The 23956-nt window shown below is 68.8% G+C and carries 23 protein-coding genes and 2 tRNA genes; 10 read left to right on the top strand and 15 right to left on the bottom strand.

The genetic code is table 11. The features are described 5' to 3' along the window. Nucleotides 1–66 precede the first annotated feature (66 nt). From def to orn, 3 genes are all read right to left on the bottom strand, one after another. Nucleotides 67–639 carry a peptide deformylase gene (def, locus tag AC3ZJJ_RS06985; protein ID WP_489894844.1) on the bottom strand — a complete coding sequence of 191 codons (573 nt, stop codon included), beginning with the start codon at nucleotides 637–639 and terminating at the stop codon, nucleotides 67–69. Nucleotides 640–693: 54 nt separating this feature from the next. Beyond that, nucleotides 694–769, bottom strand: a tRNA-His gene (locus AC3ZJJ_RS06980). A 140-nt stretch (nucleotides 770–909) separates the two neighbouring features. Beyond that, on the bottom strand, nucleotides 910–1524 hold the full coding sequence (gene orn, locus AC3ZJJ_RS06975; RefSeq protein WP_489894842.1) for an oligoribonuclease: 615 nt from the start codon (nucleotides 1522–1524) through the stop codon (nucleotides 910–912). 284 nt (nucleotides 1525–1808) lie between these two features. Here orn and mptB (AC3ZJJ_RS06970) point away from each other — a divergent pair, with 284 nt between their 5' ends. From mptB (AC3ZJJ_RS06970) to AC3ZJJ_RS06960, 3 genes are read left to right on the top strand one after another with little or no spacing between them, the layout of a single operon-like run. After that, the gene (gene mptB, locus AC3ZJJ_RS06970; protein ID WP_489894840.1) at nucleotides 1809–3323 is read left to right on the top strand and encodes a polyprenol phosphomannose-dependent alpha 1,6 mannosyltransferase MptB; all 1515 of its coding nucleotides are present in this window, start codon (nucleotides 1809–1811) and stop codon (nucleotides 3321–3323) included. Continuing rightward, entirely contained in the window at nucleotides 3324–4994 is a 1671-nt protein-coding gene (gene mptB, locus AC3ZJJ_RS06965; RefSeq protein ID WP_489894838.1) for a polyprenol phosphomannose-dependent alpha 1,6 mannosyltransferase MptB, read from the top strand. Continuing rightward, complete coding sequence (locus AC3ZJJ_RS06960) at nucleotides 4991–6316, top strand: glycosyltransferase family 87 protein (RefSeq protein ID WP_489894835.1); 1326 nt, start codon at nucleotides 4991–4993, stop codon at nucleotides 6314–6316. The genes mptB (AC3ZJJ_RS06965) and AC3ZJJ_RS06960 overlap by 4 nt, the downstream gene beginning before the upstream one ends. On the opposite strand, the gene AC3ZJJ_RS06955 is transcribed toward AC3ZJJ_RS06960, so the two are convergent. Further along, nucleotides 6307–7779 (bottom strand): DUF2079 domain-containing protein, encoded by a 1473-nt coding sequence (locus AC3ZJJ_RS06955; RefSeq protein ID WP_489894833.1) that lies wholly within the window; start codon nucleotides 7777–7779, stop codon nucleotides 6307–6309. The two genes, AC3ZJJ_RS06960 and AC3ZJJ_RS06955, sit on opposite strands and share 10 nt — an antisense overlap. 51 nt (nucleotides 7780–7830) lie before the next feature. Further along, the gene (locus tag AC3ZJJ_RS06950; protein ID WP_489894831.1) at nucleotides 7831–8463 is read right to left on the bottom strand and encodes a uracil-DNA glycosylase; all 633 of its coding nucleotides are present in this window, start codon (nucleotides 8461–8463) and stop codon (nucleotides 7831–7833) included. A 286-nt stretch (nucleotides 8464–8749) separates the two neighbouring features. Here AC3ZJJ_RS06950 and AC3ZJJ_RS06945 point away from each other — a divergent pair, with 286 nt between their 5' ends. Further along, complete coding sequence (locus AC3ZJJ_RS06945) at nucleotides 8750–9427, top strand: phosphoribosyltransferase (RefSeq protein WP_489894829.1); 678 nt, start codon at nucleotides 8750–8752, stop codon at nucleotides 9425–9427. A 75-nt stretch (nucleotides 9428–9502) separates the two neighbouring features. Continuing rightward, the gene (locus AC3ZJJ_RS06940; protein WP_489894827.1) at nucleotides 9503–10594 is read left to right on the top strand and encodes a GTP pyrophosphokinase; all 1092 of its coding nucleotides are present in this window, start codon (nucleotides 9503–9505) and stop codon (nucleotides 10592–10594) included. Here the strand turns inward: AC3ZJJ_RS06940 and AC3ZJJ_RS06935 are convergent. Further along, entirely contained in the window at nucleotides 10591–11313 is a 723-nt protein-coding gene (locus AC3ZJJ_RS06935) for an HAD-IA family hydrolase (RefSeq protein ID WP_489894824.1), read from the bottom strand. The genes AC3ZJJ_RS06940 and AC3ZJJ_RS06935 overlap by 4 nt on opposite strands. A 78-nt stretch (nucleotides 11314–11391) precedes the next feature. On the opposite strand from AC3ZJJ_RS06935, the gene AC3ZJJ_RS06930 reads away from it, so the two are divergent. Continuing rightward, nucleotides 11392–12231 carry an aldo/keto reductase gene (locus AC3ZJJ_RS06930; RefSeq protein WP_489894822.1) on the top strand — a complete coding sequence of 280 codons (840 nt, stop codon included), beginning with the start codon at nucleotides 11392–11394 and terminating at the stop codon, nucleotides 12229–12231. Between the two features lie 113 nt (nucleotides 12232–12344). Here AC3ZJJ_RS06930 and AC3ZJJ_RS06925 read toward each other — a convergent pair whose 3' ends face one another. Then, a complete protein-coding gene (locus AC3ZJJ_RS06925) occupies nucleotides 12345–12920 on the bottom strand; it encodes an NADPH-dependent FMN reductase (RefSeq protein ID WP_489894820.1) in 576 nt (191 codons plus the stop codon). A gap of 141 nt (nucleotides 12921–13061) precedes the next feature. Here AC3ZJJ_RS06925 and AC3ZJJ_RS06920 point away from each other — a divergent pair, with 141 nt between their 5' ends. Further along, on the top strand, nucleotides 13062–13718 hold the full coding sequence (locus tag AC3ZJJ_RS06920) for an SDR family oxidoreductase (protein WP_489894818.1): 657 nt from the start codon (nucleotides 13062–13064) through the stop codon (nucleotides 13716–13718). A gap of 41 nt (nucleotides 13719–13759) precedes the next feature. On the opposite strand, the gene AC3ZJJ_RS06915 is transcribed toward AC3ZJJ_RS06920, so the two are convergent. The 4 genes from AC3ZJJ_RS06915 to AC3ZJJ_RS06900 all read right to left on the bottom strand — a co-directional run bounded on the left by AC3ZJJ_RS06915 (nucleotide 13760) and on the right by AC3ZJJ_RS06900 (nucleotide 15762). Beyond that, nucleotides 13760–14509 carry an MFS transporter gene (locus AC3ZJJ_RS06915; protein WP_489894816.1) on the bottom strand — a complete coding sequence of 250 codons (750 nt, stop codon included), beginning with the start codon at nucleotides 14507–14509 and terminating at the stop codon, nucleotides 13760–13762. Next, complete coding sequence (locus AC3ZJJ_RS06910; protein WP_489894814.1) at nucleotides 14473–14985, bottom strand: hypothetical protein; 513 nt, start codon at nucleotides 14983–14985, stop codon at nucleotides 14473–14475. The genes AC3ZJJ_RS06915 and AC3ZJJ_RS06910 overlap by 37 nt, the downstream gene beginning before the upstream one ends. Nucleotides 14986–15042: 57 nt before the next feature. Continuing rightward, nucleotides 15043–15588 (bottom strand): hypothetical protein, encoded by a 546-nt coding sequence (locus AC3ZJJ_RS06905; RefSeq protein WP_489894812.1) that lies wholly within the window; start codon nucleotides 15586–15588, stop codon nucleotides 15043–15045. A 100-nt stretch (nucleotides 15589–15688) separates the two neighbouring features. Next, nucleotides 15689–15762, bottom strand: a tRNA-Arg gene (locus AC3ZJJ_RS06900). Between the two features lie 234 nt (nucleotides 15763–15996). Between AC3ZJJ_RS06900 and AC3ZJJ_RS06895 the strand changes: the two genes are divergently transcribed. Together AC3ZJJ_RS06895 and ettA are read left to right on the top strand one after the other, a co-directional pair. Beyond that, nucleotides 15997–16536, top strand: a complete 540-nt coding sequence (locus AC3ZJJ_RS06895) for a single-stranded DNA-binding protein (RefSeq protein ID WP_489894809.1) — start codon at nucleotides 15997–15999, stop codon at nucleotides 16534–16536. Between the two features lie 127 nt (nucleotides 16537–16663). Beyond that, entirely contained in the window at nucleotides 16664–18346 is a 1683-nt protein-coding gene (gene ettA, locus AC3ZJJ_RS06890; protein WP_489894807.1) for an energy-dependent translational throttle protein EttA, read from the top strand. Nucleotides 18347–18432: 86 nt separating this feature from the next. Here ettA and AC3ZJJ_RS06885 read toward each other — a convergent pair whose 3' ends face one another. After that, a complete protein-coding gene (locus AC3ZJJ_RS06885; protein ID WP_489894805.1) occupies nucleotides 18433–19377 on the bottom strand; it encodes an acyl-CoA thioesterase in 945 nt (314 codons plus the stop codon). Nucleotides 19378–19495: 118 nt separating this feature from the next. Between AC3ZJJ_RS06885 and AC3ZJJ_RS06880 the strand changes: the two genes are divergently transcribed. Continuing rightward, nucleotides 19496–20155: a DUF8185 domain-containing protein gene (locus tag AC3ZJJ_RS06880; protein WP_489894803.1), complete on the top strand. Its 660-nt coding sequence runs from the start codon at nucleotides 19496–19498 to the stop codon at nucleotides 20153–20155. Here AC3ZJJ_RS06880 and AC3ZJJ_RS06875 read toward each other — a convergent pair. The 3 genes from AC3ZJJ_RS06875 to pepN form a co-directional block, all read right to left on the bottom strand. Further along, the gene (locus AC3ZJJ_RS06875) at nucleotides 20152–20478 is read right to left on the bottom strand and encodes a globin domain-containing protein (protein ID WP_489895729.1); all 327 of its coding nucleotides are present in this window, start codon (nucleotides 20476–20478) and stop codon (nucleotides 20152–20154) included. The two genes, AC3ZJJ_RS06880 and AC3ZJJ_RS06875, sit on opposite strands and share 4 nt — an antisense overlap. 284 nt (nucleotides 20479–20762) lie before the next feature. Continuing rightward, complete coding sequence (locus tag AC3ZJJ_RS06870) at nucleotides 20763–21272, bottom strand: OsmC family protein (protein WP_489894801.1); 510 nt, start codon at nucleotides 21270–21272, stop codon at nucleotides 20763–20765. Nucleotides 21273–21297: 25 nt separating this feature from the next. Further along, complete coding sequence (gene pepN, locus AC3ZJJ_RS06865) at nucleotides 21298–23844, bottom strand: aminopeptidase N (protein ID WP_489894799.1); 2547 nt, start codon at nucleotides 23842–23844, stop codon at nucleotides 21298–21300. Nucleotides 23845–23956 lie beyond the last annotated feature (112 nt).

Below are 23956 nucleotides of genomic sequence, written 5' to 3'. Positions count from 1 at the left end.
ACGGGCGGGCCCGCGGCGGGGAGTGGTTCCCCGCGGCGGGCCCGCCCTCCGTGGTTTTGCCGGCCGCTAGTGGCCGAACGGGTCCGGGTCCACGCCGGGCATCCAGCTGTTGCCGGGCACGCCCCACTCCAGCTGCTTCTTGGCCTTCTTCCAGCGCTTGGCCCACTTGTCGTTGAGGCGGTCCACGTAGAGGTAGCCGTCCAGGTGGTCGTACTCGTGCTGAACGACCCTGGCGAACCAGTCGGTCGCCTCGAAGTCGACCGGGGCGCCCTCGGCGTCGAAGCCCTGCACCCGCGCGTACTGGGCGCGCTTGAGGGGGAAGGAGAGCCCGGGGGCCGAGAGGCAGCCCTCCGCCTCGTCGTCCGGATCCGGCTGCGCGCCGGACACCTTGGAGAGCGTCAAACGAGGATTGACAACGACGCCGCGGGGAGGCACGCCGTCGTCGTTCACGAATTCGTAGGTGAAGACGCGCAGGCCCACGCCGATCTGCGGCGCCGCGAGACCCACTCCGTTGGCCGCGTCCATGGTCTCGTACATGTCCCCGACCAGTTCGCGGAGCGCCCCGTCGAACGCCGTGACTTCCGCCGCGCGGCGGTGGAGCGCATCCTCGCCGTAGACAACGATGGGACGGACGGTCATGGGGCCTCCTTGTGACATGGAAAAGCCGCCCCGGACGGATCCGGGGCGGCTTGTTGGGGTGAGTAACGGGGCTTGAACCCGCGACCTTCTGGACCACAACCAGACGCTCTGCCAACTGAGCTATACCCACCATTGCGCCTCGCGACGCCGTGCCTTCGTGCCGGTTCCAGGAACCTGCCGTGCGGGCAACGGATACTAGTTTACACACTTTCCGCGGCGCTCGCGCCATCCCGCGCGGGGTGTGGCGGAGAACACGCGGAGGCGGCCAAACTAGCTGTTGCGGGCCCCCGAGATGCGGCGGGAAATCTCCTGGGCGGTCTTGCTGTCCGGCCCCGGCGCGGGCACCATGACCGCCTCGCGGTAGTAGCGCAGCTCCTCGATGGAGTCGCGGATGTCGCCCAGCGCGCGGTGGCCGCCGGTCTTGGCCGGCGCCTGGAAGTAGGCGCGGGCATACCAGCGCCGGGCCAGCTCCTTGATCGTGGACACGTCGATGACCCGGTAGTGCAGGTGGTCGATGACGCCGGGCATGTCGCGGACCAGGAAGTTGCGGTCCGTTCCCACCGAGTTCCCCGCGAGCGGGGCCTTCCCGGGCTCGGGCACCCAGGCGCGAATGTATTCGAGGACCTGCTCCGTTGCGGTGTCCAGGTCCACGCCGCGGTCCAGCACCTCCAGCAGCCCGCTGTCGGTGTGCATGCGGCGCACGAAGTCGTTCATCTGCTCGAGGGCACCGGCCTCCGGCTTGATGACGATGTCGACCCCGTCGCCCAGGATGTTCAGTTCGGGGTCCGTCACGAGCACGGCAACCTCGATCAGGGCGTCGGCCTGCAGGCTCAGCCCCGTCATCTCGCAGTCGATCCAGACAATGTTTTCAGCGGAAATAGGCACTGGCCCAATCTACCGGAAACCCTGCGGGGCATCCCTCATGCGCCGGAGGCGGCCGTCTGGGCGGCCCCGGGGCCTGCGGGGGCTTCCACCGGGCGACGCCGGGTCCGGCCGCGGACCACACCGGCGCGGTCCCCGCGTCCACCGCCGATTCGGTGGACCCCGGTGCTAACATCGGGAAAGGTTTTTGACGGGTCCCCATGTCCCGCGCACCCGCGCCGTCTCAGCGGCGGCGGAAGGCGCCGACGTTCGGTGGGCAAACAATCAAGGGAAAAGGGCCGTCGCGAATGAAGGTCGCCGAGACCGGCACGGGGGCCGGGCGCACATCCAGCACCGATTTCCGGATACTGGTCCACGGACTGGCCGGGTCGCTGCTGGTGCTGCTGGGCTCCTACGGCGTCGGCTGGCTGGCCGCGGTCTCTCCGCTCAACCGCAATTCACTCCTGATCGCCGTGCGCACGGAGCAGTGGGGCGTCATCGCCTCGACCGTTGTGCTCACGGTCGGCTGCTGGATCATGTTCCGCGCCTGGCTCCGCCTGGGGCAGGTCCTGGGCGGCTGGCCAGAGGGCTCCCTGGCCACCGTGCGGAAGGCGTGCCTGCTGTGGGGGGCGCCGCTGCTGCTGTGCCTTCCCATCTTCAGCCGGGACGTCTTCGCGTACATAGGGCAGGGGCGGCTGGTCGCCGCCGGCCAGGACCCCTACCAGGACGGCATCTCCGCGCTGTCCAACTGGTTCCAGCTGGGTGCCGACGTGACGTGGGCCGAGTCCGAGACGCCGTACGGGCCGCTGTTCCTGAGCATCGAGCACCTCGTCAACCAGTTGGTCGGGACGTCGCCGGACCTCTCAGTGCTGCTCTTCCGGCTGGTGGCCTTCGCCGGCGTCGTGGTGTGCGTCGCCTACATTCCCAAGCTCGCGGCACTCCACGGCGTGTCCGGCGCCAAGGCCCTGTGGATCACCGTGCCCAACCCGCTGTTCCTGATCTCCTTCGTGGCCAGCGCCCACAACGACGGCCTGATGATCGGCCTCGCCGTGGCGGGAACCTACTATGCCGCAACGGGGCGCGGGATCCTGGCCGTTGTGCTGGTCACCGCGTCGATCGGCATCAAGCCCATCACCCTGGTCCTCCTGCCGTTCATCGGCCTGCTGTGGGCGGGCCCGGGCGCCAGCTGGGCCCGCCGCATCCTCTACTGGGCGTACACCGCCGGGCTCTGCCTGGGGATCATGGCGCTGATCGGATGGATGAACGGCTACGGCTTCGGTTGGCTCGCCGTGATGCTCGCGACCGGCTCCGGCAGCGTGTTCTTCGCGCCGCTGGGCATCCTGTCCAGCTTCTTCCAAGGGGCGTTCGGGGCGCTCGGGATGGACACGGGCTGGGTCCTTCCCGTGCTGAAGCTCATCGGCCGGCTCGCGTCCGTGGCGGTCGCGCTGGTCCTGATCTTCAAGGGAACCCACAGCCACCTGGTCCAGCGGCTCGCCCTGGCCTTCTCCGCCATCGTTGTCCTCTCGCCCATCATCCAGCCCTGGTACGTCCTGTGGCTCCTGCCCTTCTTCGCCGCCACGGGCATCCGCGACGACTGGCAGATCGTGTGGGTGTACTTCACGGTGGCGTTCTTCGTCGCGTTCGGCGCCGCGGACCAGATCTTCATTTGGCAGTTCCTCGGCGGACTGGATCCGTGGGTCAAGCACCTGTCCACCGCCATCTCGTGGCTGGCCATGGCCTACCTAGCGTTCCTTGACCCACACACAAAGCACCTTTTCCGCGGCTTCTGGCGTTCCATCCGCGCACCCAAGGCAGCCGCCTAGATGGCTGCCTCACCCGCGTCCGGCCAGGGAAGCGCGCTGCCGGACCCGTCGCAGCCGCTCCCGCCCCCGCCCGGCCCAGGGCAGCCCCCGTCGGCGGGCGGCCCGCGGGAGCGGGTCACCGCCTCCGTGCAGGGCCTACGGCAGCGGATGGGCCGGCTTCCGGTGGTCCGCCGGCTGGCCGGGGGAGACGAGCTCGACACCGGCGTCGCGCTGGCTCAGGGGTTCGTGGCGTCGCTGATGATCCTCGTCGGCTCGTGGGGCGTGGGATGGCTCGCCACGACCCAGCAGTCGATCTTCGCGCGCACCACGTTCCTTAACCCGCTGCGCGTCGAGTCCGCGGGAGTCATCACTTGCACGGTCCTCCTGGCCTTGGGCTCCATGGTCCTGTGCAGGGCCTGGCTGCGGCTGGGACAGCGCGGAGGCCCGCACGGCAGCGCCTCGCTGCTGGCCGTCCGAAACGCGGTGCTGCTCTGGTCGGCCCCGCTGATGCTCACCTTCCCGATCTTCAGCCGCGACGTCTATTCGTACCTGGGCCAGGGCCGCCTGATGCACTCGGGGTTGAGCCCCTACGAAAACTGGATCTCGCAACTGCCTGGCTGGTTCGCCCAGGGCTCCGACAGCCTGTGGGCAGAGTCCGCGTCGCCCTACGGTCCGCTGTTCCTGATGGCCGCGCGGGGGGTCTACTTCGTGACGGGAGGCGTTCCCGAGGCGGGCGTCGCGATCTTCCGCGTCTTCGCCGCCGCCGGCGTGCTCCTGTGCCTCTACGCGCTCCCCAGGCTGGCGCGCCGCTTGGGCTCGGACGAGACGTGGGCGGTCTGGATCTGCCTCGCCAACCCGCTGTTCCTGCTCAACATGCTCGCCGGGGTCCACAACGACGCGATCATGGTCGGCGGACTGCTCTACGGTTTCCTGCTGGTGTACCGGGGGCACCGTCTTGGCGGGGTCCTGTCCGTCGGCGTCGCCATCAGCATCAAGCCCATCGTGGTGCTGGCCCTGCCGTTCCTGGGGCTTGCCATGCTGGCGCGCGACGCGTCGCTGAGGGCAAAGATCGGCGCATGGTTCTACACCGCCGTCGTCGCCGGGGCCGCCACGGCGTTCTTCGGGTGGGCCTCCGGCCTGTGGTTCGGGTGGATCAAGGCGATGGCCACCGCCGGTTCAGCGGCCTTCCCCTACGCGCCGGTCGGGCTGCTGGGGCTCGGTGTCGGTTGGCTGTCCACGCTGGTGGGGGGAGACCTGGACGACACCGCCGACGTCGTCTACGCCGCCTTCAAGGTGCTGATGATCGCCATCACCGCCTGGCTGGCCCTGCGCCGCTCCGCCGGGCCCCCCGTGCTGCACTGCGCCTACGCTCTGAGCGCCGCCGTGGTGCTGGCGCCCATCATCCAGCCCTGGTACCTGCTCTGGCTGGTGCCGCTCTTCGCGGCAAGCCGCGTGTACGACGGCGGCTGGGCGAGGCTCTGGTACCTGCTCTCCATGGTCCTGGTCCTGGTGGGCGTCGTCGACCAGGTCAGCGTCGCCCAGTGGATCAACCTCACCCTGGTGCGGCTCCTGGCCGCCGCCGTGGGGCTTTGCTACCTCGCCTACATTGTTTTTATCGATCCCAAGACCGCGTCGCTCTTCGCGGGCGCCCGCACCAAAACCCAGAACAGAGACGGAGCCACCTCGTCGTGACCGGACCGCTGAACACGCTCCTGCAAGCCAAGCGGGCAAACCGCACCGTGGTGGTGCTGCTCCTCGTCGCGACGGCCGTCGGCGCCGCCGTCGCGCTCCTGACCAAGCAGTGGTGCCGCGCCAACGGCTGGAACGGCGCCGACCAGCACATCCACATGTGCTACTCCGACTTCGCGCAGCTCTTCGGAACGCGGGGGCTGGCCGACAAGCTTTTCCCGTTCTACACCGGGCTCCCAGTGGAGCAGGCCATGGAGTATCCGGCGCTGTTGGCGGTCATCGCCGGCGTGACGGCCATGATGGTCCCGGGCATCGGTTTCAGCGCGGAGAGGCAACTGGCCTACTTCGACCTGAACTCGTTGGCCTCGTTCCTCTGCTGGGCGGTGATCGTGGTCGCCGTGGCCTACGCGGCCCGCAACCGCAGCCGCGACGCCCTGATGGTGGCGCTGGCGCCGGGCATCATCCTCACCAGCACCCTGAATTGGGACCTGTGGGCCGTGATGTTCGCGACGCTGGCGCTGCTCGCCTTCTCGCGGAACAAGATAGTGCTGGCCGGAGTGCTCCTTGGCCTGGGAACGGCCGCGAAGCTGTACCCGCTCTTCCTCTTCGGCGCCATCCTAGTGCTGTGTTGGCGGACGGGGAGAATGGCCCAGTTCTGGAAGGCGCTGGCCGCGGCCGTTCTCGCCTGGCTCGCCGTGAACGTGCCGTTTATGCTGACCGCGTTCGACGAGTGGTCCCGCTTCTACACGTTCTCCTCGGAACGGGAGATCAGCTTCTCCTCGGTATGGCTGGCCTTCACCTGGACGGGCCTCGACGGGGAGGGCTTCTCGCTGGTGTCGAACGGCCTCTTCGCCCTGTCGTGCCTCGGGATCGCGTATCTGGGGCTGAGCGCGGAGCGCCGGCCGCGCATGGCCCAGCTGGCCTTCCTGATCGTCGCCGCGTTCCTCCTGCTCAACAAGGTCTACTCGCCGCAGTTCGTGATGTGGCTGATCCCTTTGTACGTGCTGGCGCGTCCGCGGTGGCGGGAATTCCTCGTGTGGCAGGCTATTGAGGCCTTTCACTGGGCCGCGGTCTGGCTGATGAGCGCGAAGATCGTCGCCGGCGGAGAGTTCGGGGCGGAGGGGCCGCTGATCGAGATCCTCTACGGCGTGGGCATCGCCGCGCACATGGCCATGGTGGTGTACATCGGTGTCAAGATCATCGGAGACATCCGGCGACCCGCAGGGGACGTGGTCCGCGCTGATGGGGACGACGATCCGCTCGCCGGCCCGCTGGAGGGCCTGCCGGACCGTTTTGTGTTGGGGTCCCGCGCCCGTCAGTCGTAGGGCAGGTAGCCGGCGCACACCGGGTCGACCGGGATGTCGCGGGTAAGCACCCACATGCCGTGGTCGTCTTCGGTCACCACGCGGAAGCCGAGTCGTTCGGCGCGTTCGAGCGCCTGCGCCGGCGTCAGGGGCTCCCAGCCGCCGAGCTCGGCGGCATTGAAGTCGATGATCATCCACGTGGACAGGTCGTCCCCGATGTCCCCGTGCAGGCCCACGTACGTGCGGTCCACCAAGTGGGGGACCGCCGTGTCGGCCGCCTCGACGCAGACGCCGTTCGGAACCATGTCCACCGCGCGCTGCTGGGCCTGGGCCGCCTCGGGCATGGCCCAGTTTTGGCCGGTGAGTGTGCGCCCGAACGGAAAGACGGCGTGGATGAAGAGCGTGCACACGATCGCGAATCCCAACAGGAACGCGGGTCCCCGGACGCGCAGGGAGGTCCATCCCTTGCGGCGGATGATCTTCGCGAGCACGTGGACGGACGCCATCAGGAAGATCGGCGCCAGGATGGCGTCGTACTGGTACACCGGGGCCCACGTGTTCAGCCTGTCGTTGAAGAGCCGGCTCAGGAGGATTGGAGCGCCCAGGATGACGTAGGGGGAGAAGAAGGGAAGCAGCGCGAGGGGCACAAAGCTCATCAGCCAGAGCAGAATCTTCAACTCGTGGTCGAATAGCAGAGCCACCGTCTTGATCGGATGGCTGAGGATAAAGAGGATCGCCGCGCCCGCCGTTGGTCCCAGCGCCGTGTACTGCCAGTAGGACATGGCGTCGGCCGGGGCGAACAGGGGAACAAGCACGGAGGTCACCACGACGTAGCCGGCGAGTCCGGCGACGGCGAGCAGCGCGGCCTTGGCCCACTGCCGGTGGAAGGCGAGGACGATGGCCACGGCGACCAGGGTGATGCCCATGTCCTCGCGGATCAGGAGCATGGGGACGGAGAGTCCGACGACGAGCCAGTACCTCCGACGGTCGAAGGCCCAGATGACCCATGCCATCAGTGGCACGCCGAACGCGACCTCGTGGAAGTCCCAGTTGACCATGGCCTGGAACGGCCACCAGAGCAGCAGTGCGCACGCGGTCAGCAGGCCGCCCGCATGCCCCAGGTGGCGGCGCGCGAAAAGGTACACCGGGATGGCCGTGGAGACCAGGAGAAGGATCATGGCCACGTTGAGCATCCGCGGATCCGGCCAGATCCAGTACAGCGGAGCCAGGACGGCGAGCACCGGATGGAAATGGTCGCCGAGCAGGTTGAAGTCCACACCCTTGATGGGCACGATCGGCGCACGGAACAGGGCGTACTGGCGGACGGCCTGGTCGAAGATGCCCAGATCGTAGCCCTTGGCCTCGAAGTTCCGGAACCTCAGCAGGGAGTGCGCCAGATAGAGCAGGGCCGCCACAAGCATTGCGGCGCCGAGCTGGACTCTGTGGGCGCGCTCGACTGGCTCTTCGGGGGTGTCCACTGGCATGGATTCGAGTCTAGCCGCGGTGCGGCGCTGGCCTGGCAGCACCCGGTTCGGCTAGCGCGTGGGTGCGATGCCGGTGCGCGCCATGGCGTCTGCGTAGGCCGCCTGCATCTGGTCCAGGTGGGCCTGCTGGCGTTCGGCCGAGCCGGCGAAGGCACGCCCGTCGAGCGACTTGACCTTGTAGGTCTTGAAGCCGCGGCGCCACAGCAGAGGGTTCTGGGTCTTCAGGAGCTGGTCGGCAAGCCGGTGGGCCTCGGTGCCGTGGGCCACCAGGGCGGACGCGCGCGGAGCCAGCTTAAGCAGGCGCAGCAGCGGCTTGAGCCCGGACGTGATCTGGCTCGGCTCGAACTTGCCGTTGGGCTCGTCGCCCACGTACCAGGGCGAGACGTTCCACGGCATGAGGTACTGCGGGCGCAGGCCAAGCTGCCACTGCAGGCCCAGCATGCGGGTGCTGGCGTCCTCGTCCCCGGGCGTGATGAACCCGGAGGAATCCGCGGATCCGGTGTTGGAGAAGAGGGAGATGATCTTGGCCTGGTCGACATCGTGCACCGGATCGACGTAGCAGACGGACGATGCCGGCCGCAATGCGGCGGTCTCGTCAAGCAGACGGTTGACGGGAGCGATCTGCTCCTCGTAACGGCGGTTCCACAGGTGGTCGTGCGACGTTTCCGGGGCAAGGGCTGTCATGAAGGCGAGGATCTCCTGGTTTCAACTGCGGTATCCGCGGACGTCGATTCCGCTGATGGATGGGCGACCGATCATGACGGCCACACCGCGGAGACGCCGAGCAGGCGAACCCGGTCCGGAACCACTGCCTGATCGATCCCCCTAAGCTTACCAACCCTTCGTAACCTTCGGTTCAGATTGGGTTTACCAAACCGCGGTGATACTTCCCACGTCGCCCGGTGCCGCGTGACGGAACGCCGCGCAGTCTGGCCTCGACAGGGGCGAGTGGCAGCGGGAAAGTTGGTGCATGCGGAGATTCAGGGACCGGGCAGACGCGGGGCGGAAGCTGGCGGCCGAACTGCAGCGGCTGGGATTCCTCGCGACCGACGGCCGCGAGGCGGCCGGCGCCGGCCGTCCGGGCCCCACCGTTGTGTTGGGCTTGGCCCGCGGTGGCGTGGTGGTGGCCGGCGAGGTGGCGAGACTGGGCGGGGTGCCGCTGGAGGCGGTGGTTGTCCGCAAGGTATCGGCCCGGGGGTACGAGGAGTATGCGCTGGGCGCCCTGGCGACCTTCGGAGGCTCCACCGCGGTCTACCGGAATCCGCGGCAAGCCGACGACGAGCAGTTTCAATCCGCCGTCGCGGCGCAGCTGCCGGAGTTGCGCCGCCGGGAAGGGCTCTTCCGCGCCGGCCGCCTGGCAGCGGACGTCGCAGGCAAGACCGCCATACTGGTCGACGACGGCCTCGCCACCGGATCCACGATGATGGCGGCCGTCCAGGCGGTGCGTTCCGGACGCCCGGCGTCCGTCGTCGCGGCCGTTCCCGTCGCGCTCGGCCCGACGCGCCGCCACCTGGAGCCCGTGGTCGACGCGGCGGTGGTGCTCTACGAGCCGCCGGGCATGACGGCGGTGGGGGCCGCCTTCGACGACTTCGCTCAGACTTCCGAGGAAGAAGTGCTCCGGCTGCTGGCGTCGGCGGGGCGGGCGTAGCTCCGCCCCGGAGCGTAGTTGCTAGTGTTGCCGGAGAGAATCCGGCGATACACCACGCGAGGGGATGTCTGGACTTTGGGCACATTATGGGAGCGCTTGGACGATCGGCTGCGCGCCGGCGTCGAGGAGAGCGCCGCTGAATACACTAGGGTGCGCCCGCTGCTGACGCAGGTCACCGAGGACGTGCGCGACCGAATCCAGGAGATCTTCGCCGACTCGGAGGTCCAGCCGCTGTTCATCGCTGCCCGGACCAAGAGCGTCGCCTCGTTCCGCGACAAGGCATCCAGGATGCTCGAACCGTCCGAACCGGGCGGGTTGCCCCTGCTCGAGTTCCCCAACCCTTTGCGGGATCTGCACGACCTGGTGGGCGTGCGCGTGATCGTGAGCCTGCCCCACGAGGTCCGGGAGGCCGCGAACCTCATCAAGCGCCGGCGCAACGAATTCGACTGCCGCGCGGACCGCGAGAAGGACATCGGCTCCGTCGAGTCGGGGACCTACGGGTACTCGAGCCGCCACCTGATCCTGCGCACGCGCCAGAACGACGTCGTCAAGAAGTACCAGGGGTCCCTGGGCGAAAACGTGCGCACCACGGGCAACTTCGTCTTTGAGGTCCAGATCCGCACGATTCTTGCGCACGCGTGGAGCGAGATCGAGCACGACATACGCTTCAAGAATGTCGACCAACGGGCCTGGAGCCCGTACCTGGACCGCCAGTTCACCGCCACCGCGGCGATGCTCGAGGCGGTCGAATCCACCTTCTCCGAGCTTTACGAGCGCTACCGGGCGGTCACGGCCTATTGGAACGAGGAGGGCGGCGGCGCCGTGCCGCTGGAACCGGAGAGGATCCGCGAAGTCTGGCAGACCCTGCTCCCGCACGTGGACCGCAAGACGGACGACGACTGGGGCTGGGCCGCCGAACTGCTCGCGGCCCACGGGCTGACCACAACAACCCAGCTCGCCGGACTGCTGGATGCCGAGGCCATCACCAAGGTCCGACAGGCGCTGGACCATCGGTACTCGCCGGGACCGGACCGCTTGCTGGACGACGTGCTCCTGTGGCGATTCGGGCAGAGGCACATCGAGCTGACCGCCGGGGGAGACCGCCAGCGCAAGGACAGCCTCGAGCGCAGGCTCCGGCAGATGCAGGCATTCCGGGGCGACGCCTAGGCGCCGGATTCTCCGGCCGCCGGCTCGGACCGGCTCCGGACGGACAGCGTCCCGTCTGGGCGTTGCTCCACGGCAACCGTTCCCAGGGAGCCCACGACGGCCCCGGCCGCCAAGTCGCCCCGCGGGTACGTGCCCTCGACGGCAAGCGACCATGCCCCGGAGGCGTTTCCGGCGGTGACGCCCGCGGGCGCGTCTTCCACCACGAGGCATCGGCTCGGCTCCACGCCGAGGCGGCGGGCGGCGGCGACATAGCCCTCGGGGTCCGGCTTTCCGTCCTCGACGTCGTCGGCCGTGACCATGACCGTGGGCGGGACGATCCCTACCGCGTGCATGCGCGTGGCGGCGAGGGCCGCGGTGCAGGATGTGACGATCGCCCACCGCTCGGCGGGCAGGCCGTCCAGGAGTTCGCGGACGCCGTCCTTGATGTGGATGCCGTCGGTCTCCGCCACCTCGAGTTCGACGATCAGCCTGAGCGCCTCCTCGCGGCGGGCCGGCTCCACGTGCTGGGCGACCACGTCGCGGGCCGGGACGCCGTGCGGGTGTTCCCCGTACTCGCCGAGTTCCAAACGGCGCGCCCATTCGCGCCAGCACTTCTCGGTGGCTTCGGTGGAATCGATCAGCGTCCCGTCCAGGTCGAACAGGATCGCGTCAACGACGACCGTCTCGCCGTCGGGCCAGGGGCGCGGGCCGAGTGCGGCGGCGGCATTGTTGTGGGTCATCCCTCCAGCCTATCGCCGGCGGACGAATAGGCGGGGTGGCCGGGTTGCCGGGACCGGGCGGGCGCGTAGCATGTTCCCATGTCAGCGAACCCAGCATCCGTGCCCCTGTTGCAGCTCACCAATGGCGCCGCCATGCCAGCGATCGGTCTCGGCACCCACCCGATGGACGACGCCGAGGCCGGCGCAGCAGTCGTGCACGCGGTCGAGGCCGGGTATCGGCTCATCGACACCGCCGAGAACTACCACAACGAGGAGGGCGTGGGTCAGGGGCTGGCGCGCTGCGGGGCTCCGCGCGCGGAGCTTTTCGTCACCACCAAGTTCAACAGCGAGTGGCACTCGGTGGACGGCGTCCGGACCACCTGGGACCACAGTGCCACGCGGCTGGGCCTGGACTACATCGACCTCCTGCTGATCCACTGGCCCAATCCGCGGGAGGGCCGCTACGTGGAGGCGTGGCGCGGTCTCGTGAAGCTCTTGGAGGCGGGCAAGGTCCGCGCCATCGGCACGTCGAACTTCACGCCCCCGCAGCTCGGCGAATTGATCGAGGCGACCGGGGTGGTGCCGGACGTAAACCAGATCCAGCTCAGCCCGTGGTGGGTCCGCGATGCGGAGCGTGCCTTCCACGCCGAACACGGCATCGTCACCGAGGCGTGGAGCCCGCTGGGCAAGGGAGGGGCGCTGCGGGCCGAGCCCGTCCTGGCCGCGGCCCGGGCCCACTCCGTCACGCCGGCACAGGCGGTCCTGCGGTGGCATGTCCAGCACGGGGTCGTGCCGATCCCCAAGACGACCGATCCGGTCCGCATGGCCGAGAACATCGACGTGTTTGGATTCGAGCTGAGCGCCGCGGAGATGGAGTCCATCGACGCGCTCGACGGCACCGGCTCGCCGGCCGTGGATCCGATGGCGTTCGGGCACTAGCAAGGGCCCCCGGGCCCCGGGACATGCGCGGGGCCGGCGCGCGGAGTCCCGCGGGACGTTCCGCGCGCCGGCCCCATGGGGGTGCCCGCCGGCCGGCGGGCACCCGGGTTCTCCTAGGCCGACACCGACGCGGCTGCGCGCACGTCCTCGAGTGCCTTCGTCCAGGGCACCAGCTGGTCGAGCACGGGGGGCAGCGTGGCGGCCGAAAGCTCCGTCGGCTTGAACACCGAGAAGTTCTCGAAGTCGGTGAACAGGCTGAACATGCCCGTCTTCTGCACGTGGGCGATCTGGAGCTCGGACAGGATGCCGCGAAGGTGCTCGGCGGCGCGCACGCCCATGGCGGAGCCATAGGACACGATGCCGGCCGCCTTGTTCGCGAACTCGGCGTTCAGGTAGGACAGTGCGTTGGCGAGCGCCGGGGCGACGCTGTGGTTGTACTCGGGGGTGATGAAGACGTAGCCATCGAACTCCGCGATCTTGGCGGACCATGCCACCGTGTGGGCGTTCTGGTAGTTCTGGTAAGCGGCCGGGTAGGCCTCGTCGAGCAGCGGCAGGGAGAAGTCGGCGATGTCGACGAGTTCGAACTCCGCGTCACTGCGCAGCTGCGCCTGGGCCAGGACCCACTCGGCAACTCCGCTGTTGTTGCGTCCCGGACGGGTGCTGCCGGTGATGATGGCGATCTTCGTCATGTGCGTCTCCTTGGATCTGCGGTGGTGCGGAAAGGATCCGCAATAAGTTGATGTTTCAAGTTTAGGTGAACGGGGGTCCCGCGTCAAATCCGCCGGGCATAGAGTGGACTGGAAATCGACCCGACCACAACGGAGGACCCCATGAACGTCATCGTCATCGGCGCGCACGGAAAAATTGCCCTGCTGCTTGCGCGCGAGCTTGCCAACCGCGGGGACACCGTGACAGGCGTCGTCCGGAATCCGGACCACGTGGCCGACGTGGAGGCGTCGGGCGCCCGTGCGCTGGTGCTGGACATCGAGCACGCCTCCACCGAGGAGATCGCCGAGGCGCTTTCTGGGCACGACGCCGTGGTCTGGTCCGCCGGTGCCGGTGGCGGTGATCCGGAACGGACCTATGCCGTGGATCGCGACGCGGCCATCCGCACGGCGAACGCGGCCCAGTCGACCGGGGTCCGGCGCTTCATTATGGTCTCCTTTGCCCAAGCGGACGTCAGCCAACTCGTGCCCCTGGACGATCCGTTCTACCCCTACCAGGCCTCGAAGATCGCCGCCGACGAGCACCTCCGTGCCTCCAGCCTTGACTGGACCATTCTGGGGCCCGGGCGGCTCACCGCGCAGCCGGCCACCGGGCACGTCACCGATGCCGACACGGAGCGGGGCGCGCCGTCGGACACCTCGCGGGCCAACGTTGCACTGGTTGTCGCGGAGGCCCTGGCGGATCCCGCCACCGCCGGACGCACGCTGAACTTCAGGGACGGCGACGTCCCGATCCGGGAGTGGATTGCCCGGAACGTGTAGCGGGAAGGGCCCCGCCGTCGGCGCGGGGCCCCGCCGCCCGCCTAGCGCGGTCGGGTCGCCGGGCGGTTCACCAGCAGCGAGATGGCCAGCATGGCGGCCACGAAGTAGAACGCGTTGAGGATGCCCCACTCCTCGCCGAGCAGACCGAGCACGGGCGGCCCCACGAGGAAAGCCGTGTAGCCGAAGATCGAGACCATGCTGACGCGCCTGGCGGCGTTCGTTGGGTGGTCGGCCGCCGCGGAGATCCCCACGGGGAACCCCAGGGAGCCGCCGACGCCCCAGAGCGCCGCCGCGACGAAGGCGACCCACGGGGTGTCCGTGACAATGAACAGGATGATGCCGACGATGCCGACCGACGCCATTCCGGCCAGGACCACGGTGCGGCCAAGGCGGTCGATCAGCGGCCCTCCGGTCGCCCGGCCGAGTGTCATGGCGGCCACGAAGGTGCCGTAGACCAGTGCCCCCGTCGCGTTGTCGAAGCCGTGGCCGTCCACCGCTGCGAGCGGCAGCCAGTCGTTGGCGGCGCCCTCCGCGAAGGCCATGCCGATGACAAGCAAACCCAGGAGCAGCAACTGCGGGTCGCGGGCCAGGACGCCGGCATCGGACAGGCGCGCGGCCAGCCGCGCGCCGATTGGGCCCGTGTGGCCGCGCTGCGGTGCGCGGGCGGCGGGGGTGCCCGTGGGGAGTGGTATCGAGCGCACGGTGACGGCAGCGACGGCGGCCATCACTAGCCCGAGAGCGGCGAAATGCGCCGCTACGGGAATGGACCAGCCGGCGGCGATGGACCCCACCAGGGCTCCCGCGATGGTTCCGAGGCTGAAAAGGCGTGCATCATCGGCAGCACGGTTCTCCCGAGCGCCTTTTCGACGTCGGAGCCCTCCACGTTCATCAGAACGTCGTTCACGCTGAAGGCGAATCCGAAGACCACCAGGACCGCTGCCGTCAGGGCGGGCGACGCGAGGACTCCCGCGGCGAGCCCCAAGGCGACCGTCGACGCCGCCATGGCCAGCATGGCGTAAAGCAGCGCCCTTCTACTCCCCAACCGCGCCAGCGCGGCGGGGGCCAAGGCGAGCCCGAAGATCGATCCGGCGGCCAGCCCGAAGAGCAGGAGACCGATCGTCGAGGTGGACAGGGACATGCCGTCGCGGACCGCCGGGATCCGGGAAACCCAGGTGGCAAACCCCAGGCCCGAAAGGGCGAACACCGAAAAGACTGCGTTGCGCCACGCCGTCGTCCCGACGGTGCGTGCACGGGTGGTTGCGGGCACCGGTTGCCTCCTGGGGCTGGCTGCGTCGTGCGGGATCTGGGGGGGGGGGGGGGCGTGCTACAGGCGGGCGAAGATTTCTTTCCAGGCGGAACGCCAGTGCTCTGCCGCCGCGGGCGAATCAAGCTTCGTGTGGTTGATTCCCATGCGGGACTTGCCCGGCGCGGAGTCGCAGATGTCCAGGCTGACCCTGCTGCCGTCGGCGAGGGGGACGCGCCAGTAGCGCCACTTCTCCGTCGCGCTGGTGGTGGGTTCCTTGTCCACGGGGACGCCGCCGAACTCCTCCAGACCCCCCACGAGGTCCGACCAGGCCGCGAGCGCGTCGTCCATGGTCCCGCGGTAGGTCTTGGAGACTCCCACCTGAAAGGCGCCGTCGCAGCTTTGCCCCGGTTCGCGGCGGCCGATTTCCTGCTCGTACGCGACCGCCACCCCCTGTGCCCACCAGCCCATGTTGCCCTCGAGGTCCGCGAGCCGCGTGTAGGCGTGCTTGGCGAGGTCCCGGTGCGGCAAGGTCCGTCCTCCGAGCTCGTCCAGGTGTTCCATCCAGTCGCTCCAGGCGATCCCGGTGGCGCGCTCGATGGCGGCTGTGTTGGAGGACTTCGTCATAACGCCATCCTATGTATGCGCCCGATCCGGACGGGCGCCAGGCTATGTTGTGTGGGCGTGGCGCCAAGTGTACCGACCACGGAGGTTCGGTCCGCGCGAGTGCCCCCGGCGCGATTCGAACGCGCGACCGGCAGATTAGAAGGCTGCTGCTCTATCCAACTGAGCTACGGAGGCGTGCGCCGGTGTGGCGCTCGTCCATTCTATGCATGCTTCGAACGCACGTGCCCGCGGGCCCGGCCGAAGGCGTCGGGAGTGGCCGCTCACTCCTGCTCCACAGGCCGCCCGGACCCTGACGGCGCCCGATGTTGTCCACAGTTGCCGCCGGTTCCCCGCGGAGCATGGAGGCCCCGGCCGAGACTGGGGCCAAGGCAACAACGCCTTGGACACACGGCCAGCATGGAGGACAGCATGAAGGAACGCATCACGGTGAGTGGATTCGTCGCCACGCAACCCGAACAGACCATCGCAAACGATGCGCTGGTGATATCCAGCTTCCGGATCGGGACCACCGAGCGGGTCCGGGACCGCGAGACGGGCGAATGGCGGGACGGCCACACCAACTGGTTCACCGTCAAGGCCTTCCGGGAGCTCGCCCGCAACGTCCTTGCCTGCGTCCACCAGGGTGAGCCAGTGGTCGTCACGGGCCACCTGAAGGTGAAGAAGTGGAGGCGCGAGGACGGAACGAACACCACCTTCGTGGAGCTGGAGGCCGACTCCATCGGCCACGACCTCGCGTGGGGGAGCACCAAGTTCGCTCGGACCAGATTTGCGCGTCAGGCGCGCGCGGACGGGCAGGACGCGGCCGAGGACACGGCGGAAGAGGTCCTGGACACGGAGACCGGCGAGCTGACATCGGGGGATACCCGGGCCGGGTCCGGGCACGACGTGCCGTGGGCGGAGGAGGGTGATCTGGATCCCGCCGACGCGGTGGACCAGGAGGCGGCCTGACGTCGGGCGGGCACGGTGGGACGCGGTGCGCGCTCCCACCGTGCGCCGTCGGTCCCGTCCGCACCCGCCAACGGACGGGCCACGCGTGAATGTGGGGTTTGGCCCGGCAACGACTAGCCTTGGACGCATGGCGGAATTCATTTACACCATGACCAAGGCCCGCAAGGCCGTAGGCGACAAGGTCATACTCGACGACGTAAGCATGTCCTTCTATCCCGGCGCGAAGATCGGTGTTGTCGGACCGAACGGCGCGGGAAAGTCGACGATCCTCAAGATCATGGCGGGGCTCGACACCCCCTCGAATGGCGAGGCTCGCCTGAGCCCGGGCTATTCGGTGGGCATCCTGCTCCAGGAGCCACCCCTCAACGAGGAGAAGACGGTCCTCGGCAACGTGCAGGAGGGCGTGGGGGAGATCTACGAGAAGATCACCCGGTACAACCAGATCTCCGAGGAGATGTCCAGCCCCGACGCCGACTTCGACGCGTTGCTCGAGGAAATGGGCAAGCTGCAGGAAGCCATCGACGCCGCCGACGCGTGGGACATCGACTCCCAGCTCGAGCAGGCGATGGATGCCCTGCGCTGCCCTCCGGGCGATTCCGACGTGACGGTGCTCTCCGGTGGCGAGCGCCGGCGCGTCGCGCTGTGCAAGCTCCTGCTGCAGAAGCCGGACCTCCTGCTGCTGGACGAACCGACCAACCACCTCGACGCAGAATCCGTGCTCTGGCTCGAGCAGCACCTGACCGCCTACCCCGGCGCCGTGCTGGCCGTGACCCACGACCGGTACTTCCTTGACCACGTGGCCCAGTGGATCGCCGAGGTTGACCGCGGCAAGCTCCACCCGTACGAGGGAAACTACTCGACCTACCTGGAGAAGAAGCGCGCGCGCCTCGAAATCCAGGGCAAGAAGGACCAGAAGCTGGCCAAGCGCCTCTCCGAGGAACTGGACTGGGTCCGTTCCAACGCCAAGGGCCGCCAGGTCAAGTCCAAGGCGCGCCTGGCGCGTTACGAGGAGATGGCCGCGGAGGCGGAGAGCACCCGCAAACTCGACTTCGAAGAGATCCAGATCCCGCCGGGCCCGCGTCTCGGCAGCGTGGTGATCGAGGCCAAGGACCTGAAGAAGGGCTTCGGGGACCGCGTGCTCATCGAGGATCTGTCCTTCACGTTGCCCCGCAACGGCATCGTCGGGGTCATCGGTCCGAACGGCGTCGGCAAGTCGACCCTGTTCAAGACCATCGTGGGCATGGAGACACTGGACGACGGCGAACTGAAGATCGGCGAAACCGTCAAGATCTCCTACGTCGACCAAAACCGCGGTGGCATCGATCCGGAGAAGGGTCTGTGGGAGGTTGTCTCTGACGGCCTCGACTACATCCAGGTCGGCAACGTCGAGATGCCGTCGCGCGCCTACATTTCGGCCTTCGGCTTCAAGGGGCCCGACCAGCAGAAGAAGGCAGGCGTCCTCTCCGGCGGCGAGCGCAACCGGCTAAACTTGGCGCTGACGCTCAAGCAGGGCGGCAACCTGCTGCTCCTCGACGAGCCCACCAACGACCTTGACGTCGAGACGCTGTCCAGCCTGGAGAACGCGCTGCTCGAGTTCCCAGGCTGCGCCGTTGTGGTCTCGCACGACCGGTGGTTCCTGGACCGGGTGGCAACGCACATCCTGTCCTACGAGGGCACCGAGGAGGAGCCCGCCAGCTGGTACTGGTACGAAGGCAACTTCGAGGCCTACGAGCAGAACAAGATCGAGCGTCTCGGCCCGGAGGCCGCGAAGCCGCACCGCGTGACCCACAGGCGCCTGACCCGCGACTAGCACGCGCCCGGCCCTTCGGGTCGCCAAAACATAGAGCCGGTGGTCGGTCCCGCGGGACCGGCCACCGGCTCTTTGCGCGTCGTGCCCTATGTCCGGTCGGCCGAGCCGTCGGCGGGCCGCGACGCGACGGCGGCGAGGGCCTGGGCATCGGCCGGGACGCGCACCATGCCCTCCTGCGCGACGGTCGCCACCAGGCGCCCGGAGCCGTCGTAGAACCGCCCCTCGCAGAGGCCGCGGGCGCCCGAGGCGCTCGGGCTCTCCTGAACGTACAGCAGCCACTCGTCGACGCGAACCGGCCGGTGCCACCACATCGCGTGGTCCAGGCTGGCAACGCTCATGCCCGGCGTGATCCATGGCAGCCCATGCCGGCGAAGGACCGACTCCAGCAGCGTGTAGTCGCTGCCGTACGCGAGCGCCGCGCGGTGCAGCGCCTGGTCGTCCGGCATGGGGCCGAAGGTCTTCATCCAGACGGCGTTGGTCGGCGTGCGGTCCGCGTCGCCCCGGGGCGCGTCCATGTACAGCGGCGCGTCGACGTAGCGGATGTCGAAGGGGCGGTTGTAGGCCCACTCCCGCGCCACGGGATGGTCGAACGTCCCCAGCAGGTCGGCCGTGGTCGGCAGGCTTTCGGGGTCCGGCATCCCCTCCGGCATGGAGGACTGGTGCTCCAGGCCCAGTGCGGGCTCCTGGAACGAGGCAATCATGGACAGGATGGGCTCGCCGTCCTGGTAGGCGTGAACGCGGCGGGCGGAAAAGGAGCGTCCGTCCCGCAGGCGCTGCACCCCGAAGGTGATCGGCTTGCGGGCGTCGCCGGGCCGCAGGAAGTACCCGTGCATCGAATGGACGGGCCGCTCGCCCCCGACCGTGCGGCTCGCCGCCACAACCGATTGCCCGAGTACTTGTCCGCCAAAAACCCTCTGGCGGGGCTGGTCAGGGGAGCGGCCGATGAAGATGTCCTCGTCCGTGCGCGCCTCGGGGTCGCCGTCCAGATCCAACAGGTCGGTCAGGATGGCGGTGGTGTCGCGATCTTGCACGGCATACTCCTCGGTAGTAAAGCTGGTCGATCGACAGTATCCGTGCGGTGCCCCGCGCATCAAGCCGGGCGCGGGCCCCATTGTGGCGGCGGAGTGCCGCTAATGAAAGCATGGGGGTATGCAGCCCGAATCGCTTGTCCTGGCGGACCACGAGTCCGTGTCCGATCTACACACCTACCTGGCCCGTGCCCGGACGCTCGGGGAGGCGGAGGCCAGGCTGCAGGCCGCGGGCGACGCGCTGGCCGTGTACGTGCCCGTGCTGCATCCCGACACTCTGGGCAGCGACGTCCCCACCATCCTCGGCCTACGGATTGCCAAGCTGGAGGGCCACCAGGCGGACGGTGTCGACGCCGTGTACCCGCTTGGGGCCCTGACGGACCGGCTGGCGCGCATGGGAGGGGACTCCGTGGAGCTGCGGCTTCCGCCGGCAGAGGCCGCGGCGTCGTGGGCCGGCGTGGCCCCGCCGCGGCAGGGCTGGTCGCGGCTGGGCGAGTACGACGACGACGCGCTGCGCGCCGTTGCGGACGAGGGGATGCGTGCGGTGGCCGCCGCGGTCCCGGACCATTCCGGGAAGCCGGTGGTCGCGACGGTTCGCGGCCGCATCTGGTCAAGTCCCTCGGGGCATGCCGACCTGCCGGCCGGGGCGGCCTTCGCCGCGGAACTGCTGGGCTTCCTGCGGCCCGGTGGAACGAGCGTCCTGTTCGAGAACGGACGGTGGAGGCGTCTCAGCTCCGCCGGAGGGCACGTCCTGGTCCGGCTGGCGGCCCGGCTGGGCTAGTCCGCCGCGTTCTGCAGCGAGTGGGCGGCACGGTCGAAGTAGTCCCAGAGGGTTGCCTCCTGCAACGGAGGCAGCTCCAGGGAGTCCACTGCGGCGCGCATGTGCCGGAGCCACGTGTCCCTGGCCTTGGAATCCACCGTGAACGGCATGTGCCGCATCCGCAGCCGGGGATGCCCGCGACGTTCGCTGTAGGTCGTCGGACCGCCCCAGTACTGCTCCAGGAAAAGTTGCAGGCGCATCGCCGCCGGGCGCAGGTCCTCCTCCGGGTAAATGGCCCGAAAGTCCGGATCGGCTGCTACGCCGGCATAGAAGCGCTCGGTCAGCTTGCGGAACGTTTCGGAGCCTCCGACCTGCGCGTAGAACGAACCCGCGTAGTCCTCGGCCCCGCCGGCCCGCGGCTCGGCCGCGGGAACGCCACCGACCGAGCGGGGGACAAGCCGGGCCTGCCCGATCGGCTGTCCGAGGTTGGACGGGGCCGGCAGGAGCCCGTCCTGCGGAGATGGGGCACCATTCTGAGCTGGATTGTTCAAGGCTTCCTTCCGTCGGTGGCGGCAGTCCGGCCACGCTTAAAGCGTACCTGCCGCCCTCCGGGACGTCGCCCGGGAACCTACGGCGGCGGCGGCGCGTCCGTCGCGATGCGGGGGACGGGCGCGTGAGGCTCGTGGAGCACGGGGAAGTTCACGCTGCGCGCGATGAAGCAGACGCCGTTGGCCTCGCCGTGCAGCGAATCGGCGAGGCCGCGCTGGGATTCGTCGGCCAACTCCACCCGCGGGTGGAGCACTGCCTCGACAAACTGCCCGCTACCGTCGCGGTTGAGCCGCATCGTTCCCGCGGCGGCATCGCCGTAGCCCGTCACCACAAGGCCGTGCTTCACCGCGATGTGCAGGTAGGACAGCATGTGGCACTGGGCCAACGCGGCCAGCAGCAGCTGCTCCGGATTCCAGCGGTCGCGATCCCCGTGGAACGTGGGATCCGCCGTACCGGGCAGGTCGGGCAAGCCGCGCGCCGACACCACGTGGTCGCGACCGTAGTCGCGGTACCCAGTGGTGCCGGCACCGCGGGCGCCGGTCCAGACAAGGTCTACGGAATAGCTGTGCAGGTCCAGGTTGGGGCTCATGGCGCCATCCTAGACCGGCCGCGCGCTAGACGTCGGCGGCCTGGGCCGCGAGGGCCCGGACCACAGCGTCCTGGCTTTCCATGACCAGTCTGCGCAGCGCCGGGCTGTCGTCGCCAAGGTCGGTCAGGAAGGCGTTGGTCAGCGCGAGCGTCTCCTCGGAGGTCTGGGCCAGCGGGAACAGCCCCACGACGATCTGCTGCGCGATCTCGTAGCTCTTGGTGTCCCACACGTCGCGCACCACGGAGAAATACTCCGGCGCGAACGGCGCCAGCAGGGTGGGGTTGTGCACGCGTAGGAACCCGGTGATGGCGCTGCGTTGCTGCGTGTTGGACAACTGACCGCCCGCGACGACGGCCTCCCACGCGGCGCGCTTGCCCTCCGGTGTCGGCAGCGCGGCCCGCGCAAGCTCGGCGGCGAGTTGTCCGTTCGCCGTGTGGTCGCGCTCGAGCTCCGCATCGATTTCGGCGTGCCCGGCGCTGCCGCCGGCGACCAGCGCGGTCAGCAGCTCCCAGCGCAGGTCGTGGTCCACTTCGAGGCCCTCCAAGGGGCGCGTCCCGTCGAAGAGGCCCCGGACGATCTCGAGCTGGGCCGCCGAGCGCGAACGCAGGGCGAACGCCTTGGCGAACTGCAGCTGGCTGTCCGAGCCGGCAGGGGCCTCCTCGGCCAGCGACCACAGTGAGTCCGCGGCGGCCTCGGCGATCGCGGAGCGGTCGGACTGCGAAACGTAGTAGTCCAGCACCGTGCTGAGCTGGCGCAGCAACACGAGCACCACGGAGGAGTCCGATTCCGCGCCGATGTTGCGCAGCACCAGTTCCACATAGTCCCTGGCCGCCGTCTCGCCGTCGCGGGCCGCGTCCCACGCGGCCCCCCAGACAAGGGTGCGGGGAAGCGAGTGGGCGAAATCCTTCAGGTGGCGCTTCGCCGACCTGAGGGAAACCGGATCCAAACGGATCTTGGCATAGGCGAGATCGTCGTCGTTGACCAGCACCAGCTCGGGGCGGCGGAGGCCCACCAGCGACACGACGTCCGTGCGTTCGCCCGCCACGTCGAGCTCCTCGCGGTGCGTGCGCACCAGCTTCCCGGAGTCGTCGAGATCATAGAAGCCGACGGCGAGGCGGTGGGGGCGGATCGTCGGATAGTCGGAGGGCGCGGACTGTTCGATCGAGAATTCGGTGATGATTCCGGCGTCGTCCGCCTCGATGTGTGGAACCAGCTTGTTCACGCCGGCCGTTTCCAGCCACAGCCGGCTCCATTCGGAGAGGTCGCGTCCGCTGGCGGACTCCAGTTCCACCATCAGGTCCGCCAACTCGGTGTTCGCCCAGGCGTGCTTCCTAAAGTACGCGCGCACGCCGGCCATGAACTCCTCCTGCCCGACCCACGCGACGAGCTGGCGAAGCACGGAGGCACCCTTGGCGTAGGTGATGCCGTCGAAGTTCACCTGCACGTCCTCAAGGTCGCGGATCTCCGCCACGATGGGGTGCGTGGATGGGAGCTGGTCCTGGCGGTAGGCCCACGACTTCTCCATCGACGAGAAGGTCGTCCACGCCTGCGTGAACTCCGTGTTCTCGGCTGCCGCCAGGGTGGACATGAACTCGGCGAAGGACTCGTTGAGCCAGAGGTCGTTCCACCACCGCATGGTCACCAGGTCGCCGAACCACATGTGGGCCAGTTCGTGCAGCACGGTGATGGCCCTGCGCTCCACCATGGCCTCGGTGACCTTGGAGCGGAACACGTAGGTCTCCAGGAAAGTGACCGCCCCCGCGTTCTCCATGGCGCCCGCGTTGAACTCGGGCACAAACAGCTGGTCGTACTTCGGGAACGGGTACGGGGTGCCGAACTGCTTCTCGAAAAACTCGAAGCCCTGCCTCGTGAGGCGGAAGATGTTCTCGGCGTCGAGGTGCTCCATGATCGATTTCCGGGCGAACACGCCGAGCGGGATGGTCCGCCCGTCCGAGCTCGTCAGTTCGTCGCGTACACACTCGTAGGGCCCGGCGATCAGAGCGGTGACGTAGGAGGACATGGGCAGCGTGGGCTCGAACGCCCACACGGCGACGCCTTCGCCGGCCGCGGACGGCGCCGGCGTGGGGGAATTGGACACCAGGTCCCAGTGGCTCGGCGCGGTGACGGTGAACCTGAATGGCGCCTTGAGGTCGGGCTGCTCGAAGACGGCGAACATGCGGCGCGCGTCCGGCACCTCGAACTGCGTGTAGAGGTAGACCTCGCCGTCCACTGGATCCACAAACCGGTGGAGTCCCTCGCCGGTGTTCATGTAGAGGGCGTCCGCCACGATGCGGACCTCGTTGGCCTCGGACAGGTCGTTGAGGCTGATGCGCAGGCCGTCCGAGACGTCCTGGGGATCGAGGTCGCGTCCGTTCAGCGTGACCGAATGGACGGCGTCGGTCACCGCGTCGATGAAGGTCGAGGCGCCCGCGGCCGCGGTGAAGCGCACCGTTGTCGTCGAGCCGAACGTGCGCTCGCCCTTCGTGAGGTCGAGTTCGACGTCGTATCCCTCGACGTGCAGCAACGCCGCGCGCTCGCTGGCCTCTTCGCGGGTGAGATTCAGTCCTGGCAAGGCGTTGCCTCCGTGTGTCGTGTCCGTGGACGTTCGTGCAGGGCACTCCTTGTGAAAGGGTCCCTGAACATTAGGCACATTCTCTCACCCGGCTCCGCGACACGCGCGGCTA

Source organism: Arthrobacter sp. AOP29-A2-19 (genome assembly GCF_058138025.1).
The sequence above is the reverse complement of the archived record's forward strand: the minus strand, read 5'-3'. Positions and strand labels throughout refer to the sequence as shown.

Coding starts and splice junctions, on each gene's coding strand:
- AC3ZJJ_RS06880 (WP_489894803.1), top strand. CDS start 19,496: ATGCAGCCCGAATCGCTTGTCCTGGCGGACCACGAGTCCGTGTCCGAT.
- AC3ZJJ_RS06870 (WP_489894801.1), bottom strand. CDS start 21,272: ATGAGCCCCAACCTGGACCTGCACAGCTATTCCGTAGACCTTGTCTGG.
- def (WP_489894844.1), bottom strand. CDS start 639: ATGACCGTCCGTCCCATCGTTGTCTACGGCGAGGATGCGCTCCACCGC.
- AC3ZJJ_RS06935 (WP_489894824.1), bottom strand. CDS start 11,313: ATGACCCACAACAATGCCGCCGCCGCACTCGGCCCGCGCCCCTGGCCC.
- ettA (WP_489894807.1), top strand. CDS start 16,664: ATGGCGGAATTCATTTACACCATGACCAAGGCCCGCAAGGCCGTAGGC.
- AC3ZJJ_RS06930 (WP_489894822.1), top strand. CDS start 11,392: ATGTCAGCGAACCCAGCATCCGTGCCCCTGTTGCAGCTCACCAATGGC.
- AC3ZJJ_RS06920 (WP_489894818.1), top strand. CDS start 13,062: ATGAACGTCATCGTCATCGGCGCGCACGGAAAAATTGCCCTGCTGCTT.
- AC3ZJJ_RS06925 (WP_489894820.1), bottom strand. CDS start 12,920: ATGACGAAGATCGCCATCATCACCGGCAGCACCCGTCCGGGACGCAAC.
- AC3ZJJ_RS06895 (WP_489894809.1), top strand. CDS start 15,997: ATGAAGGAACGCATCACGGTGAGTGGATTCGTCGCCACGCAACCCGAA.
- AC3ZJJ_RS06905 (WP_489894812.1), bottom strand. CDS start 15,588: ATGACGAAGTCCTCCAACACAGCCGCCATCGAGCGCGCCACCGGGATC.
- mptB (WP_489894838.1), top strand. CDS start 3,324: ATGGCTGCCTCACCCGCGTCCGGCCAGGGAAGCGCGCTGCCGGACCCG.
- AC3ZJJ_RS06950 (WP_489894831.1), bottom strand. CDS start 8,463: ATGACAGCCCTTGCCCCGGAAACGTCGCACGACCACCTGTGGAACCGC.
- AC3ZJJ_RS06945 (WP_489894829.1), top strand. CDS start 8,750: ATGCGGAGATTCAGGGACCGGGCAGACGCGGGGCGGAAGCTGGCGGCC.
- mptB (WP_489894840.1), top strand. CDS start 1,809: ATGAAGGTCGCCGAGACCGGCACGGGGGCCGGGCGCACATCCAGCACC.
- AC3ZJJ_RS06955 (WP_489894833.1), bottom strand. CDS start 7,779: ATGCCAGTGGACACCCCCGAAGAGCCAGTCGAGCGCGCCCACAGAGTC.